Origin of the sequence: Moritella dasanensis ArB 0140 (assembly GCF_000276805.1) — a bacterium.
GTDB lineage: Bacteria > Pseudomonadota > Gammaproteobacteria > Enterobacterales > Moritellaceae > Moritella > Moritella dasanensis.
Map to the genome: position 1 here is coordinate 1 of NZ_AKXQ01000032.1, position 16,435 is coordinate 16,435.

The following is a 16,435-nucleotide window of genomic DNA, read 5'->3' on the forward strand; positions in this document are numbered from 1 at the left end:
CATTGATATAATATTTGGTCATTATATCTCTGCAAGTGCTCACACAGATTGCTTGAATAAATTGTTAAAGAGCGTACTGAGCGGCTGTTGCCGTGTCAGTGAGAGCGATTATAGAGAATTCGATCATATAGGCAAGTGTTATTAGGAAATAAGACAACAAACGGCAAGTGCTGTACGCATTTAGTACTAAAGTGTTTTTTTTCGATCTTAATCGTATGTAAATACCGCAGTATAGCGAATCGATACGTTATAAAAGTCTCCATTAGCGAACCTGATAACTAGTAATGTCAATTTATCGCGATACAATAACGTTAACCAAGGAGATAAACCTATGACTGAACTTAAAAAACAGATTATTGCAGAGATGAAAGTTAAACCGAGTATCGATATCGACGATGAGATCCATAGTCGCATTGGCTTTATCAAACAACAATTAGCTAACTCAGGATTAAAAAGTTTGGTATTAGGTATAAGTGGTGGTGTTGACTCATCAACTTGTGGCCGACTTTGCCAATTAGCTATTGAAGAGTTGAATGCAGAACAAAGCAGTGATGATTATAATTTTATTGCGGTACGCTTACCTTACTCTGTACAAGCAGATGAAGATGATGCACAAAAAGCACTTCGTTTTATTAATCCAAAAACATCAGTTACCGTGAATATTCAATCGGGCACAGACAGTATTCATGCTGAAGTTCTTCAATCCGTTAGAAATGCAGGCTTAGCTGAAACAACTGCATTTAATCAAGATTTCAATAAAGGCAATGTAAAAGCCAGAATGCGGATGATTGCTCAGTATGAAATCGCAGGCTTATATAGAGGGTTAGTTCCCGGCACAGATCATAGTGCAGAGAATATCTCAGGCTTCTTTACCAAACATGGCGATGGTGCTTGCGATCTCGCGCCTTTATTTGGATTGAATAAACGTCAAGTTCGAGCATTAGCTGAATATTTAGGCGCAGCACAAGATGTTTATCTCAAAATACCCACAGCTGATCTAGAAGAAGATCGTCCACAATTGGAAGATGAAATAGCGCTTGGGGTCACTTACGACCAAATAGATGATTTCTTAGAAGGAAAAAACATTGATGCTAGGGCTGAAGCTAAAATCATCGATACTTACAATAAAACGACGCATAAACGAAATCCAGTACCAACGCCCACTTAATTGAATTGTTATTGATGAAATGAAAGAAGCAGAAATATGATATCTCTGCTTCTGGCTCTGTAAATAATTCAGTGTAATTATTTACTTGATGATTTTAATTGGTTTCGGCCAATTCTTGATATGACGTTGTTTCACTCGCGTAATCACAAGTTCATCTGCAGCGACGTCTTTTGCGATAGTCGAACCAGCACCAACAGTGGCATTTTTTCCAATCGTCACGGGTGCAATTAACTGGCTATCAGAACCAATAAATGCACCGTCTTCAATAACAGTCTGGAATTTATTTACGCCATCATAATTACAAGTAATAGTACCTGCACCAATATTTACTTTTTCACCAATAATACTATCACCAAGATACGCAAGATGGCCGGCTTTAGAGCCTTTACCTAATGTTGTTTTTTTCAATTCAACAAAATTACCTACATGTGCATCATCTTTCAATACTGTACCAGGACGTAAACGTGCAAACGGACCGGCACTGCAATCAACACCTATTGTTGTTGATTCAATAATTGAATTTGGTTTAATTTCTGAGTTATCACCAATATGGCAATCTTTCAAAATACAGTTCGCACCAATAGTAACACCGCTACCAATAGTTACCTTACCTTCAATAATGACATTGATATCAAAAGTAACATCATTACCAACGCTTACTTCACCACGTAAATCAAAGCGGCGAGGATCAAGCATGGTAACGCCTTGCTCCATCAGTTTATAGGCTTGTAATTCTTGGTATGCGCGCTCAAGTTCAGCTAACTGCATACGATTATTCACGCCTTCAACTTCAATGTTCGCAATTGGGTGAACAGCGTTAATCTTACGACCAGCTTTATGTGCCAGTGCAATCACGTCAGTTAAGTAATACTCCGCTTGCGCATTATTGTTATCTAACAGTGACAGCCAATGTTGAAAGTCAGCGCCATTGGCAACTAAAATACCGGAGTTCACTTCATTAATCTTAAGTTGTTCGGCTGATGCGTCTTTCTGCTCAATAATACCAACAACGGTTTCTCCGTCACGAACAATACGACCATAGCCCATCGGATTCGCTAATTTCACCGTGAGCAAACCAATACCACCTTCAGGCTGTGATTGGCATAGATGCGTCAGTGTTTCTTGGCTAATCAATGGCACATCACCATACAGTACCAACACTTGTTCATCTGCTTTAAATCGATCAGCTGCTTGCTGTACAGCATGACCTGTTCCCAACTGTTCTGCTTGTAGTACCCAATCTAATTTGTCATCTTTGATTCGTGATTTCAGTAATTCAGCGCCATGACCATAAACTAAATGGATATCGTTAACATCTAACTGCTTAACGGTATCAATAACATGCTGAACCATTGGTTTTTTAGCGATTGGGTGAAGAACTTTTGGAAGCTCAGAACGCATTCGCGTTCCTTTTCCAGCGGCAAGAATAACAACACTAATAGGCATAATGGGCTCTTATCAAAAGATGAATAATTAAAATAAATAGTAGTTAGATTATAGGGAATAAAGTGGTTTAACAATATGAATAATTAAACGAAGATATAAAAAAAGCGACCCTAAGGTCGCTTTTTGACAACTACATGTGTTCGATTAAAACTTCAATTAATCTAACTAAGTTAAATTAATTGAATTTTTTAACCAATTTAAGCACACGAAGTTGAGCAATAGCATCAGCCAGTTGAATAGCTACTTGAGTGTAATCCACATCTTGATTAGTTGCAGAGTTATTAAGTAGTTCTTCAGCTTGTCTTTTGGCTTCTTGCGCTTTGGCTAAATCTAGATCTTCTGCACGAATTGCAGTATCAGCCAGCACGGTAACTTCGCCAGGTTGTACTTCACAAGTACCGCCTGAAACAAAGATAACTTCTTCTTTACCGTATTGTTTAACCAAGCGCACCATGCCAGGTACTATTCCAGTTAATAGTGGTGTATGTCCAGCTAAAATGCCGAACTCACCGCCAGAACCGGTAACTTGAATGCTTTCAACACGCCCAGAAAATAAAATCCCTTCAGCGCTCACAACATTCAAATCAAAAGTCATAGCCATAGTGCCCTCGCTTAGTTACATTTTCTTCGCAGCTTCAACAGCATCGTCGATTGAACCACAATACATGAACGCTTGCTCAGGAAGATCATCATAATCGCCCTCTAGTAAGCCTTTAAAGCCACGTAGAGTTTCTTTTAATGATACTAAAACACCTGGGTCACCAGTAAATACTTCAGCAACATGGTATGGCTGAGTTAAGAAACGTTGGATCTTACGAGCACGAGATACGATTTGCTTATCTTCTTCAGATAGCTCATCCATACCTAGGATCGCAATAATGTCTTTTAACTCAGTATAACGCTGTAGTACACCTTGAACGCCACGAGCGATGTCGTAATGTTCTTGACCAACTACTAGAGGATCTAACTGACGAGAAGTAGAATCTAGTGGGTCGATCGCAGGGTACATACCCATTGAAGCAATATTACGGTTCAGTACAACAGTTGCATCTAAGTGAGCAAATGTTGTTGCTGGAGATGGATCCGTTAAATCATCCGCAGGTACGTATACCGCTTGGATAGATGTAATTGAACCACTCTTAGTTGAAGTAATACGCTCTTGTAGGATACCCATTTCTTCAGCTAGTGTAGGCTGGTAGCCTACCGCTGATGGCATACGACCTAACAATGCAGATACTTCAGTTCCCGCAAGTGTATAACGATAGATGTTATCGATGAATAGTAATACATCTTTACCTTCGTCACGGAAGCGTTCAGCCATTGATAAACCAGTCAAAGCAACACGTAAACGGTTACCTGGAGGCTCATTCATTTGGCCGTAAACCATTGCTACTTTATCAAGTACGCCGGCTTCTTCCATCTCGTAGTAGAAATCGTTACCTTCACGAGTACGCTCACCAACACCAGCAAACACAGATAAACCTGAGTGAGCTTTAGCAATGTTGTTGATCAGTTCCATCATGTTTACGGTTTTACCAACACCGGCACCACCGAATAGACCGACTTTACCACCTTTAGCAAATGGGCAAATCAGATCGATAACTTTAACACCTGTTTCTAGCAATTCGCTAGAAAGTGACTGCTCTTCATAAGTAGGAGCTGTACGGTGAATTTCATAACGCACATCTGTTGGGATAGCGCCTTTACCATCAATTGGATTACCAAGAACGTTTACAATACGACCAAGACATTCGTCACCAACAGGCACGCTAATTGCGCTACCAGTGTTAGTTACTTTAAGGCCTCGGCGTAAGCCGTCACTTGAACCCATAACGATACAACGAACAACACCACCACCAATTTGTTGCTGAACTTCTAGCACCAATTCAGATAAGCTAGCGTCGTCAAACGTCAGTGCATCGTACACTTGAGGTACGGATTTCTGAGGGAACTCAACGTCCACAACAGCACCGATGATCTGGACAATAATACCAGTACTCATTTTAAATCCTCTAATCTTTACAAGTTTGCCTAAACCGCTGAAGCACCAGCACAAATTTCAGAAATCTCTTGTGTAATGGCAGATTGACGGGCTTTGTTAAAAATTAACTGCAGCTCATCAATAATGTCACCAGCATTGTCTGTTGCATTTTTCATTGCAAACATACGTGCTGCTTGTTCAGATGCTGCATTTTCTACAACACCTTGATACACTTGAGATTCAATAAATCTAACTAATAATTTAGTTAGAAGCTCAGCTGGTTCACCTTCATAAAGGTAATCCCAACCATGCTTTGGTAATGCTTCGTTTTCTTCCGATGCAGGCAACGGCAGTAGTTGATCGATAGTTGGTTCTTGCGTCATTGTATTAACAAATTTGTTATATACAACGAATAAGCGATCCAACTTCCCGTTATCGTATGCTTCTAGCATAACTTGAACAGAACCAATCAAATCTTCTAGCGTAGGTTCTTCACCGAGGTTTGCTGTATTAGCAACCACGTTTCCGCCTACGTTAGCGAAAAATGTACCCGCTTTAGCACCAATAAGGCCTAAATCGATCTCTACATTTTTCTCAGACCATCCCTTCATATCAGAGAGAGTCTTTTTGAAAAGATTGATGTTCAAGCCGCCACATAGACCACGGTCTGTTGAAATCACAATATAACCAACACGTTTCACGTCACGTTCTTCTAGGTACGGATGAGAGTACTCTAAAGAACCTTCGGCGAGATGACCGATCACTCTGCGCATTGTGTTAGCGTATGGGCGGCTAGCTGCCATGCGATCTTGTGCTTTACGCATTTTACTCGCGGCAACCATCTCCATTGCGCTGGTGATCTTCTGAGTATTAGTAATACTCCCGATCTTGTTTTTAATTTCTTTAGCGCCGGCCATTTGCTTCTCCTATTAAGCTAGCTGTGGCAGCAAAGGCTGCCACCGCTCTTACCAGGTTTGTGTAGACTTAAAGCTTTCAATTAAGCTTGATAGCTTAGCTTGAATATCTTTGTCGTACGCGCCTGTTTCATTAATAGAAGCAAGAAAATCAGCGTGTTCCGCTTTAGCATAAGCCTGCAAAGACGCTTCAAAGCTAACAATTTTGTTAACTGCAACATCTTCTAATGCACCAATTTCTGCTGCATATAAAGATAGCGCTTGTTCAGCTACGCTCATCGGCGCATATTGACCTTGCTTCATTAGCTCAGTAACTTTTGCACCATGATCAAGCTGCTTGCGCGTTGCATCATCAAGGTCAGAAGAGAATTGAGCAAATGCTGCTAATTCACGATACTGTGCTAGTGCGGTACGAATACCACCAGATAGTTTCTTAATGATCTTCGTTTGTGCTGAACCACCAACACGCGATACAGAGATACCTGGATCAACAGCAGGACGTGTGCCTGAGTTAAACAGTTCTGTAGTCAAGAAGATCTGACCATCGGTAATAGAAATTACGTTCGTTGGTACGAACGCAGATACGTCACCACCTTGAGTTTCAATGATTGGAAGAGCAGTTAAAGAACCAGTCTTACCTTTCACTTCACCTTTAGTGAACGCTTCTACGTAATCAGCGTTTACACGAGCGGCACGCTCTAGTAGACGTGAATGTAGATAGAAAACATCACCAGGGTATGCTTCACGGCCCGGCGGACGACGTAAAAGTAATGAAATTTGACGGTAAGCAACTGCTTGCTTAGACAAATCATCATATACGATTAGTGCATCTTCACCACGGTCACGGAAGTATTCACCCATAGCACAACCAGCGTATGGTGCTAAGTATTGTAGTGCCGCAGCTTCAGAAGCTGTTGCAACAACAAGAATAGTGTTTTCCATTGCGCCATGTTCTTCAAGCTTACGTACAACACTAGCAACGGTAGAAGCTTTCTGACCGATTGCTACGTATACACATTTGATGCCCGAGTCTTTTTGGTTGATGATTGCATCGATAGCGATAGCACTCTTACCAACCTGACGGTCACCAATAATAAGCTCACGTTGACCACGACCGATTGGGATCATAGCGTCAATAGCTTTGATACCGATCTGTACAGGTTGATCAACAGATTTACGTTCCATTACACCAGGTGCAATTACTTCAACAGGAGAGAAACCATCGTTGTCGATTGGTCCTTTACCGTCGATAGGCTCACCAAGTGTGTTTAAAACACGACCTAATAAGTTGCGACCTACTGGCACTTCAAAAATACGTCCAGTTGAACGTACTTTTTGGCCTTCTGCAAGACCCATGTAAGAACCCATTACTACCGCACCAACAGAGTCACGCTCTAGGTTAAGTGCGATACCAAAACGGTTGCCAGGTAATTCAATCATTTCGCCTTGCATACAGTCTGCAAGGCCATGAATACGAATAATACCATCGCTTACTGAAACGATCGTACCTTCATTTCTTGCTTCACTAACAACGCTGAATTTTTCAATACGTTGTTTGATCAGATCACTGATTTCTGTAGAATTCAGTTGCATGCTATTCCCCAATTACGATTGTAGCGCTTCCGCAAGTTTATTTAACTTACCGCGTACAGAGCCATCAATAACTAAATCACCTGTCTGAATAATCAAACCTGCAATTAAAGTGTTATCAACGTTGCAATTTAACTTAACTTTGCGTGCTAAACGTTTTTCCAACGCGATTACAATGTTTGCTTCTTGCTCTGCCGTTAATGGCATTGCAGAAGTTACATCAGCTTCAACAGATTTCTCATGTTCCGCTTTGTAGTGTGCAAATAAAGTAACAACGTATGGTAATACGCTTAAACGAGCGTTCTCGGCCAATATTTTAATAAAGTTTTGACCAGATTCGTTAAGTTGCTCATCAGCTACGTTGATAAAAATATCAGCAATAGTGTGTGCACTCACAGCGCCATTTAATAAGGTAGAAATATCTTTATTCACCGCGATTTCCGCCGTAAACGCTAACATTTCTTGCCATTTATCAATAGCCTGTTCCTTAACGGCAAAATCAAATGCAGCTTTAGCATATGGACGAGCAATAGTAGTCAAATCAGACATAAGCCCCCCAGTTGTTAAAGTTCTGCAACGATTTTGTCTACGATGTCGCTGTTTGCAGCTGCATCGATAGAACGTTCGATAATTTTTTCAGCACCGGCAATAGCTAAACCAGCTACTTGTTTGCGTAACTCTTCTTTTAGACGATTACGTTCTGCTTCAACTTCCGCTTCTGCTTGAGCAAGAATTTTAACTCGCTCTGCATGTGCTTCATCTTTAGCTTCATCGACAATTTGAGATTTACGCTTATTTGCTGCATCAATGATAGTTGCAGCTTGCGCTTTAGCATCTTTCAATTGATCTGTCGCTTTAGCTTCCGCCAGCTTCAGATCTTTAGCAGCTTTATCCGCACTTGCAAGACCATCTGCGATTTTCTTTTGACGTTCTTCGATGGCCGCAATTAACGGTGGCCATACATATTTCATACAAAATAGTACGAATAACGTAAATGAAATCGCTTGTCCTAAAAGAGTTGCGTTGATATTCACAACGAACCTCCTGGTTAGTGGTGGACCAAAAGCCGATTAAGCGATGAATGGGTTCGCGAATAATAGGAATAATGCGATACCAACTGCAATCATAGAGATCGCATCAAGAAGACCAGCAACAATGAACATTTTAGTTTGTAATGCTGGTGCCATCTCTGGTTGACGAGCAGAAGACTCTAGGAATTTGCCGCCTAAGATAGCGAAGCCAATTGCTGTACCGAATGCAGCAAAACCTAGTAAGATAGCAACAGCGAAAATAGTAGCTGATACAGTTTCCATTTTATTCTCCAATAAGATAAAAAATTTTAATTAAAATTTGTGTTTATAAATTAATGATCTTCACATGCACTGCTTAGGTAAACCATAGACAGCATCATGAAGATAAACCCTTGTAGAACGATTACCAAAATATGGAAAATCGCCCATGGCACACTTAGTCCCCACTGAAGGTACCAAGGCATAAGCGCGATCAAAATAAAGATCAGCTCACCTGCGTACATATTACCAAACAAACGTAGCGCTAATGAGATAGGCTTCGCCAGTAAAGTAACCATTTCCAGTGCAAAGTTAAAAGGAATAAATACCCAATGGTTAAATGGATTCATAGTCAGTTCACGAGTGAACCCACGAAAACCTTTAACCTTGATGCTGAAACCAACAATTAGCGCAAAAATACTTAACGACATAGCGAAAGTAGTATTTAAGTCTGTTGTTGGAACAACTTTCATGTAGTCGATTCCAATTGCTTTTGCTGCTTCAGGAATAAAATCTACAGGAATCAAATCCATTGTGTTCATCAGAATAACCATCATAAAGATAGTTAATGACAGCGGCGCTATTAATGCATTACGACCATGGAAAGATTCTTTCACAATGTCGTTTACAAACTCGATGCACATTTCAACGAAACATTGAAATTTACCCGGTACGCCCGTTGTCGCTTTCTGACCAACTCGATAGAATGTCCCTAAGAATAAAATCCCTAAAGCGAGGGTTACGAAAAGTGTGTCTAGGTGCCAAGTCCAAAATCCTTCACCAACCGCTAAATTAGTTAAGTGATGTTGGATATATTGGGTCGACGTTAGTGCTTCACCTGTTGCAGACATTTTTCATCCCAGTTTTTTGTTCATAAAATAAGGAGCAAATAATTGTGAACCTATCGCTAATGAAAATGTAACGTAAAGAGGAAGATAATTCACCTTAACGAAACCTAACACAACAATAAAGAATACAACTGTCAGTACCAATTTTAACGATTCACCCAATGCGAATGATGCGACTACATCTTTCATTTGTCTGGCGCCCATAAAACGGAAAGCCAAACGCGTAAAAATATAATTTGGTAACACATAAATGATGCCACCAAATACTGCAGAACGAGCAGAAAGCTCACCATCAATCAACAAAAAGGTTAACGCACAAATGGCCACTAATAGCACCTGAAACACAATCAACTTAATAGCTTGATTGAACGCATTCATTGCTAATTTATTTGACAAAATAAACCCCTAAAACAATCTTTTTGAAGCATTCAAAAAAAATATACAAAAACGCTTCTAAAAGCAGGATAAATTATACGTTGAAGTGGTGCTAATGCAACTGATTGCAAGCCGGATAAGGAAAGCTAAGTAGAATATTCTGAAAAATGAGATATAGCAGGCGTTACCCACTAATGAGTACCGCCCTTATAATATTAAATTCTAAACAAGGCCGTTATTATGAAATAAAGTTATTTTGATATATTAAGAAATATAAGCCTTTGATATTTCAAATGAAGATAATTATAAAGAAAAGCGAAAATCCCTGACCGAAGTGCATTTCAAGACTCATAAGTTCACTTTTAAAAATCTTAACTTAATTTGATCTTTATCACTTGAAGATTAAAATTTAACCTAATGTTGCAATTATATCATCCAATTCTGAGAGGCTAGTATAGTCAATTGTTAACTTTCCACAGCCATTTATACCTTGTTTAATGATAACTTTGGCTTTTAACCGTTCAGACAAGCGATATTCAAGGCTGACAACATCAGGATCTTTACCCTTTTCAGATGTGATCTCAGCCTTAGGTTCGAGTAATTTTCTGACTAATTTTTCGGTATCTCTCACCGTTAAACCACGTTGGGCAATGTTACTTGCCGCTTGTGATTGTAGCTCGCCTTCTAAGCCCAATAAAGCCCGTCCATGACCCATCTCAATGTCGCCATGCTCAAGCAAAATTTTCACGTCATTATTAAGGCTATTTAAACGTAATAAATTGGATACTGAAGCGCGTGATTTACCCACCGCATCAGCGACCTGTTGATGCGTTAATGAGAACTCTTCGATGAGACGCAGTAATGCTGTTGATTGTTCCATCGCGTTTAAATCTTCACGCTGGATATTCTCAATTAAAGCCATCGCCATTACCGCTTCATCAGCAGCATTTTTGACAATACAAGGGACTTGGCTTAAACCGGCGAGTTGTGCTGCGCGCCATCGGCGTTCACCAGCAATAATTTCATATTGTTGTGCACAGAGCTCACGCACAACGATAGGTTGAATAATACCTTGAGCGGTAATTGATGCAGCTAATTCATCTAGCGCATCTGTTGCCATGTCTTTTCGTGGTTGATATTTACCTGGGTATAACCATTCAACCGGTAATTTCTTCAGTTCATTTTCGACGACAGGGATCGCTTTAGATTGCTCATCAGCCGTTTGTTCTTTGGTTCTTGCCATAGCACTGGTACCAAGCAATGCATCCAGACCTTTACCTAAACCTCGTTTTTTCGTATTCATGCTTGTTCCTTTGCCTGTACGCTCTGTTCATTGGCTAATTCTTGACGACGAATGATTTCTCCAGCCAACGCTAAATAAGCTTTAGCCCCGCTCGAAGATTTATCATAATACATGGCAGGTGCGCCAAAGCTTGGCGCTTCCGCTAAGCGGACATTACGGGGGATCACAGTACGATAGACTTTATCGCCAAAATGTTGCTTAAGTTGTTCAGATACATCACACGCTAAGCGATTACGTGGGTCATACATAGTGCGAAGTATGCCTTCAATTTTCAGTTCTGGATTAACAGCTGCCGCCAATTTAGTGGTGGTATCCATTAATGCAGTAAGACCTTCAAGGGCATAATACTCACATTGCATTGGCACAATAATAGAGTCAGCTGCAGCCATCGCGTTAATTGTGAGTAAATTTAATGATGGTGGGCAATCAATAAAAATATAATCATAATAATCTTTCACTGTTGCTAATGCATTTTTTAAGCGTAACTCACGCGCAAAAAATGCCATTAATTTAATTTCAGCCGCGGTGACATCTTGATTCGCTGCGATCAGGTGATATTTACCTGATGTTTCAGTGATGACAACCTCATTAACCGGTTTTTCATCAACCAATAAGTCATAGGCAGAATACTCGACAGCATATTTGTCGACTCCACTGCCCATGGTAGCGTTACCTTGTGGATCAAGATCAATTAGCAATACCTTACGTTTAGTCGCCGACATTGAGGCTGCTAAATTGACACAAGTAGTTGTTTTTCCTACGCCACCTTTTTGGTTAGCTATTGCTATGATTTTGCCCACAAATGTTCCCTATTATTTAATCTCAGACATGACGATTAGATGACGTTCGCCTTCTAATCCTGGCACTGTTAGTTTATGTGCAACTTCCAGCTTAAATTTAGTATTCAATGTTTTGATTTCACCCGTTGGTCTTACTCCTTTCAACGCATAAAACAATCCATCTTGTTTTGGTAGATGCTTACACCAATGTAACATATCTTCTAATGAAGCAAACGCACGACTTAATACGCCATCAAATTTAATTTCAGGCTGATATTCTTCAACTCGTGATTGTACCGATGTCACGTTGGTTAATTTTAATTCGTGCACCGCCTGGGTGATAAAACGCATACGTTTACCCAAACTATCGAGCAATACAAATTCTTTATCTGGATTCAAGATCGCTAACGGTAATCCCGGTAAACCAGGTCCAGTACCTACATCAATAAAACGCTCGCCCTCTAGATAAGGACTTACCACAAGACTGTCCATAATATGTTTGACTAACATGTCGTCAGGATCACGTACTGACGTCAGGTTGTATGCTTTATTCCACTTATGTAACAAATTCACTAATGCCACTAATTGCTGCTTTTGGGTATCAGTAACAACCAAAGATGTTTGGGCTAATAATGCGTCGAGGCGGTTGATCATAGGTAGATTTACTCCGGTAAAACCCGATTATGTAAGTTAATATTAAATCGTAGAAAAAAAGAAAAAGACAACCTACTAAATAAGGTAAAGGTACCTTAGCTAAATAGTAGCATTGCAAATTAGGGAATGATGTCAAAAATGAGGATATATAGCCACCGATAAATGCGTTAACGGTGGCTATCGTAACTTATTATTTATTTATTGAGTAAGTTTTGCTTTTTCAAATAAATCAGTAGAATTGAGATTGCAGCAGGTGTGATACCTGAAATTCGTGATGCCATGCCAATTGTTTGCGGTTTAACGTCAATTAACTTAGCAACAACCTCATTAGATAGACCTTTAATTGAGGCGTAATCTAAATCCGTTGGTAACAAAGTATTCTCATGACGCAGTTGCTTTTCAATCTCCGCTTTCTGACGGTTAATATAACCTTCATACTTAATGGTGATTTCAACTTGTTCCGCAGCCGCTTCATGTTCTAGCTTAGGACCCAACTCTTCAATTGTCATCAACGCGTCGTAAGTTACTTCTGGACGACGAATAAGATCTTCTAGGGTATGTTCACGTGATAGTGGCGTCGCTAATAATGTATTGATCTTATCTGCAAACGCTTTTGTTGGATTGATCCAAGTTGAACGTAAGCGTTGTTGCTCGAGTTCAATGGCTTCCATTTTCTCGTTAAATATCGCCCAACGATGATCATCAACCAAACCAAGTTCACGACCTTGCTCGGTTAAACGTGCGTCAGCATTATCTTCACGTAACAATAAACGGTATTCGGCACGGCTGGTAAACATGCGGTACGGTTCTTTAGTACCTAGCGTAGCTAAGTCATCAACCAATACACCTAAGTAAGCCTGATCACGGCGTGGATACCACGTATCTTCTTCTCGGGCTGTGCGAGCGGCATTTAAACCAGCAAGTAGACCTTGGGCTGCAGCTTCTTCATAACCCGTTGTACCGTTGATTTGACCCGCAAGGAACAAACCTTCGATAAATTTACTTTCTAGCGTTAACTTAAGATCGCGGGGATCAAAGTAATCATACTCGATCGCATAACCCGGACGCGTAATATGCGCGTTCTCTAAACCGCGGATCGAACGTACAAGATCAACTTGCACATCGTAAGGTAAACTCGTTGAAATACCATTAGGGTAAACTTCATGTGTTGTTAAACCTTCTGGCTCGATAAAAATCTGATGAGATTCTTTATCTGAAAAACGCGTGATCTTATCTTCGATCGAGGGGCAATAACGTGGGCCAATACCTTCGATCATACCAGTATACATAGGACTACGATCCATACCGCTGCGGATCACATCATGCGTATTATTATTGGTATGGGTAATATAACAAGGAACCTGTTGGGGATGATCTTTACGGCTACCAATAAAAGAGAATACCGGCGTTGGATCATCTCCGTGTTGCTCTTCCATTACTGAAAAATCAATTGTGCGACCATCGATACGTGGTGGCGTACCAGTTTTTAAACGACCAGTACGAATTGGTAATTCACGTAGACGTGCAGCCAATGATACTGATGCAGGATCACCTGCGCGACCACCTGGATAGTTTTTCAAACCAATGTGGATAAGTCCGTCAAGGAAAGTACCGACGGTTAATACCACTGACTTGGCTCTAAACGATAAACCTGCTTGCGTCATCACACCGACAACTCGATCGTTTTCAATAATAAGATCGTCAACAGATTGTTGGAATATCGTTAGGTTTTGTTGATTTTCAAGTTTTTGTCGTACTGCTGATTTGTATAACAGACGATCCGCTTGTGCTCTAGTTGCGCGAACAGCAGGGCCTTTACTTGAATTTAATGTTCTAAATTGAATACCGCCGAGGTCGGTTGCTTGACCCATGATACCGCCAAGCGCGTCAATTTCTTTAACGAGATGGCCTTTACCGATACCACCAATAGCAGGATTACACGACATGTGGCCTAGCGTATCGATGTTATGGGTTAATAATAATGTCTTTCGACCCATACGAGCAGCAGCTGCAGCAGCTTCGGTGCCAGCATGTCCGCCACCTACGACGATAACTTCAAATTGTTCATGGTATGCCATGTATCACCTCGGTTTTGTTTAGCGGAAATATTCAGAGCGGCACAGTCTACGGTTTTCTCTAACAGATGCAAATGATCTTAATTATATTTTTATTTAGATCCAACTGTTGATCTTAAGATCTTAAAAGAGATCTTATAAGATCTATTATTAGGATCGCCTTGATCTGTTGATAACTCACTTTGATCTAGCAAGATCATGTATTTAGCGTCGATCACTTACTGTTAGTAAGGCTTGGGCTTGTTACGTATAAGCTGGGTGTAAATAGCCTAGTTATACACAGGGCTTCGAATGTAGTATTTATTCTACAAGGATAACTATAGGTTGATCACAAGAAAGATCTATAGTTATCCACAGAAAAATAAAAAAAATAAATTCGATCATGCTTATATTATAGCCAGTTATTCACCCATTGCGGATACCATCCGTCGATCGCATCTTCAGGGATCTGCGTTTCTACTGAGCAAATTTCAAAGGTTTCTGCGACCTTTTTAGCGTTCAATTTTGCTAGTTGAAGATCGATCATATGGCCAGCATGACAGAATTGATCATATGATTTTGAGCCTAGGGCGATCACACTGTACTTAATGAGGTTTAAATCGGGGCTAGATTGTTGCAGTTGTAGTGCGAAAGGGGCGATATTATCAGGGTAATCACCCGCACCATGGGTTGCTGTGCAAACGATCCAGGCGTGTTTGCTGTCGATCGGAAGACTTTCTAGCTTAGGATCGAGATGGATATTGACCTGAAAGCCTTGATCAATGAGTTTTTCTGCTAAATGATCGGCGGCATATTCAGCCGATCCCAACGTTGTGCCGACAATTATTTCGAATGTATACATAGTTTCCTCTTCTTTAAAAATTTGTTTGACTATTTTTGCTGTAAAATGTAGCACATAACTATATCAATTCAGGCTTATTAAGGCACTTATGGCTTCATTATTTCAACGTTTTCTTACTCTATTTAGTCGAACTCAAGCGACTAAAAAGATAACGTATACGTCTCTTAAACCGGTTATTAATAACGTTGCGACGATAAAAGTGAGTATACCTGATGTCGGTGTCGCGGATGAGATCATTGATACCAGCTCATTATTTTATGATTTGCTGTTTAATAATAAGGACGTTGCAACAGAGGTGAATGCTGGATTAAACCCGTTAGAGAAAAGCATCTTACTGAAAGTCGAAGGAAGTGTTAGCCGACCTGAAAACATTGCGTTAAATGTGGTGCGATTGCCTGAGGTGTTGCATAAGGTCTCGGCGTTAATTGACAGTGATAATTATACTGCAGAGCAATTAGCGGCATTGATTACCCAGGACCCGGTGCTCGCAGCTGATGTGATCAAGTTAGTGAACTCGGTGGGTTATCAGTTAGGGACTCAAGAAATCACCAGTCTACCAGAAGCGGTGGTCCGTTTAGGTGGCTTGCAGATTAAATCAATTGTATTGACGATCGTGATGCAAAATATGACCGACATCAAACCTATTTACTTTAAGTTATTTGGTCAGCATTTATGGCAGCACTCATTAACAACGGCCTTGTGGGCAAAAAAACTGGCGAAGAGTAGGGGAGAGGATCCTGAATTAGCTTATTTTTTAGGGTTAATTCATGATGTGGGTAAAATCGCGCTGTTTAAATTAATTGTGGATGAAATGAATATCAGTGACCCACAATTTAGACCCAGTTCTAAGGTTTTTCGACAGATGATGACCAAGCATTCATTACGCTTGTCTGCGTTGATAGCGCAATCTTGGTTATTGCCCGGCGTTGTGGTGAAAGCCTTGTATGAACAGTCTGAAACGGCCTTTATGCTGCATCAGACCGCTCCCGGTAAGTTATTGGTGGAAGCTAACTTATACAGTGAAATACACCTATTGCTGGCACAAGGCTATATTTCTCAGCAGCAGGCGGCTGCGTTCTGTACTGATCATGAATTAGATATTCAGGCGTGTATCGCAGGAGTATAAAGCAGCGATTATAGTCCGCTTATCAGGAGTTATGTACTGATAATAT

General features: G+C 40.4%; 17 protein-coding genes. 2 read left to right on the forward strand and 15 right to left on the reverse strand.

The features are described 5' to 3' along the window. Positions 1-331: 331 nt before the first annotated feature. Entirely contained in the window at positions 332-1,168 is an 837-nt protein-coding gene (nadE, locus tag A923_RS0119600) for an ammonia-dependent NAD(+) synthetase (RefSeq protein WP_017223394.1), read from the forward strand. Between the two features lie 81 nt (positions 1,169-1,249). Here nadE and glmU read toward each other — a convergent pair whose 3' ends face one another. From glmU to mioC, 15 genes are all read right to left on the reverse strand, one after another. Further along, positions 1,250-2,614 (reverse strand): bifunctional UDP-N-acetylglucosamine diphosphorylase/glucosamine-1-phosphate N-acetyltransferase GlmU, encoded by a 1,365-nt coding sequence (gene glmU / locus A923_RS0119605; protein ID WP_026006375.1) that lies wholly within the window; start codon positions 2,612-2,614, stop codon positions 1,250-1,252. A gap of 175 nt (positions 2,615-2,789) precedes the next feature. Continuing rightward, positions 2,790-3,215 carry a F0F1 ATP synthase subunit epsilon gene (locus A923_RS0119610; RefSeq protein WP_017223396.1) on the reverse strand — a complete coding sequence of 142 codons (426 nt, stop codon included), beginning with the start codon at positions 3,213-3,215 and terminating at the stop codon, positions 2,790-2,792. Between the two features lie 15 nt (positions 3,216-3,230). After that, a complete protein-coding gene (atpD, locus tag A923_RS0119615; protein ID WP_017223397.1) occupies positions 3,231-4,616 on the reverse strand; it encodes a F0F1 ATP synthase subunit beta in 1,386 nt (461 codons plus the stop codon). Positions 4,617-4,645: 29 nt separating this feature from the next. Continuing rightward, the gene (gene atpG, locus A923_RS0119620; RefSeq protein ID WP_017223398.1) at positions 4,646-5,512 is read right to left on the reverse strand and encodes a F0F1 ATP synthase subunit gamma; all 867 of its coding nucleotides are present in this window, start codon (positions 5,510-5,512) and stop codon (positions 4,646-4,648) included. Between the two features lie 48 nt (positions 5,513-5,560). Next, positions 5,561-7,102: a F0F1 ATP synthase subunit alpha gene (atpA, locus tag A923_RS0119625; protein ID WP_017223399.1), complete on the reverse strand. Its 1,542-nt coding sequence runs from the start codon at positions 7,100-7,102 to the stop codon at positions 5,561-5,563. A 12-nt stretch (positions 7,103-7,114) separates the two neighbouring features. Then, the gene (atpH, locus tag A923_RS0119630; RefSeq protein WP_017223400.1) at positions 7,115-7,648 is read right to left on the reverse strand and encodes a F0F1 ATP synthase subunit delta; all 534 of its coding nucleotides are present in this window, start codon (positions 7,646-7,648) and stop codon (positions 7,115-7,117) included. Positions 7,649-7,662: 14 nt separating this feature from the next. Next, entirely contained in the window at positions 7,663-8,133 is a 471-nt protein-coding gene (gene atpF, locus A923_RS0119635; protein ID WP_017223401.1) for a F0F1 ATP synthase subunit B, read from the reverse strand. Between the two features lie 36 nt (positions 8,134-8,169). Then, the gene (gene atpE / locus A923_RS0119640; RefSeq protein ID WP_017223402.1) at positions 8,170-8,412 is read right to left on the reverse strand and encodes a F0F1 ATP synthase subunit C; all 243 of its coding nucleotides are present in this window, start codon (positions 8,410-8,412) and stop codon (positions 8,170-8,172) included. 50 nt (positions 8,413-8,462) lie between these two features. Continuing rightward, positions 8,463-9,239 carry a F0F1 ATP synthase subunit A gene (gene atpB, locus A923_RS0119645; RefSeq protein ID WP_017223403.1) on the reverse strand — a complete coding sequence of 259 codons (777 nt, stop codon included), beginning with the start codon at positions 9,237-9,239 and terminating at the stop codon, positions 8,463-8,465. A 3-nt stretch (positions 9,240-9,242) separates the two neighbouring features. Continuing rightward, a complete protein-coding gene (locus A923_RS0119650) occupies positions 9,243-9,632 on the reverse strand; it encodes an ATP synthase subunit I (protein ID WP_017223404.1) in 390 nt (129 codons plus the stop codon). Positions 9,633-10,020: 388 nt separating this feature from the next. Then, positions 10,021-10,914 carry a ParB/RepB/Spo0J family partition protein gene (locus tag A923_RS0119655; protein WP_017223405.1) on the reverse strand — a complete coding sequence of 298 codons (894 nt, stop codon included), beginning with the start codon at positions 10,912-10,914 and terminating at the stop codon, positions 10,021-10,023. Further along, positions 10,911-11,714 (reverse strand): ParA family protein, encoded by an 804-nt coding sequence (locus A923_RS0119660; RefSeq protein ID WP_017223406.1) that lies wholly within the window; start codon positions 11,712-11,714, stop codon positions 10,911-10,913. The genes A923_RS0119655 and A923_RS0119660 overlap by 4 nt, the downstream gene beginning before the upstream one ends. A gap of 12 nt (positions 11,715-11,726) precedes the next feature. Then, positions 11,727-12,347 carry a 16S rRNA (guanine(527)-N(7))-methyltransferase RsmG gene (rsmG, locus tag A923_RS0119665; RefSeq protein WP_017223407.1) on the reverse strand — a complete coding sequence of 207 codons (621 nt, stop codon included), beginning with the start codon at positions 12,345-12,347 and terminating at the stop codon, positions 11,727-11,729. A gap of 194 nt (positions 12,348-12,541) precedes the next feature. After that, positions 12,542-14,425, reverse strand: a complete 1,884-nt coding sequence (gene mnmG / locus A923_RS0119670; RefSeq protein WP_017223408.1) for a tRNA uridine-5-carboxymethylaminomethyl(34) synthesis enzyme MnmG — start codon at positions 14,423-14,425, stop codon at positions 12,542-12,544. Positions 14,426-14,813: 388 nt separating this feature from the next. Beyond that, positions 14,814-15,263, reverse strand: a complete 450-nt coding sequence (mioC, locus tag A923_RS0119675; protein ID WP_017223409.1) for an FMN-binding protein MioC — start codon at positions 15,261-15,263, stop codon at positions 14,814-14,816. Positions 15,264-15,351: 88 nt separating this feature from the next. On the opposite strand from mioC, the gene A923_RS0119680 reads away from it, so the two are divergent. Next, positions 15,352-16,389 (forward strand): HDOD domain-containing protein, encoded by a 1,038-nt coding sequence (locus tag A923_RS0119680; RefSeq protein WP_017223410.1) that lies wholly within the window; start codon positions 15,352-15,354, stop codon positions 16,387-16,389. The last annotated feature ends 46 nt before the right edge of the window (positions 16,390-16,435 follow it).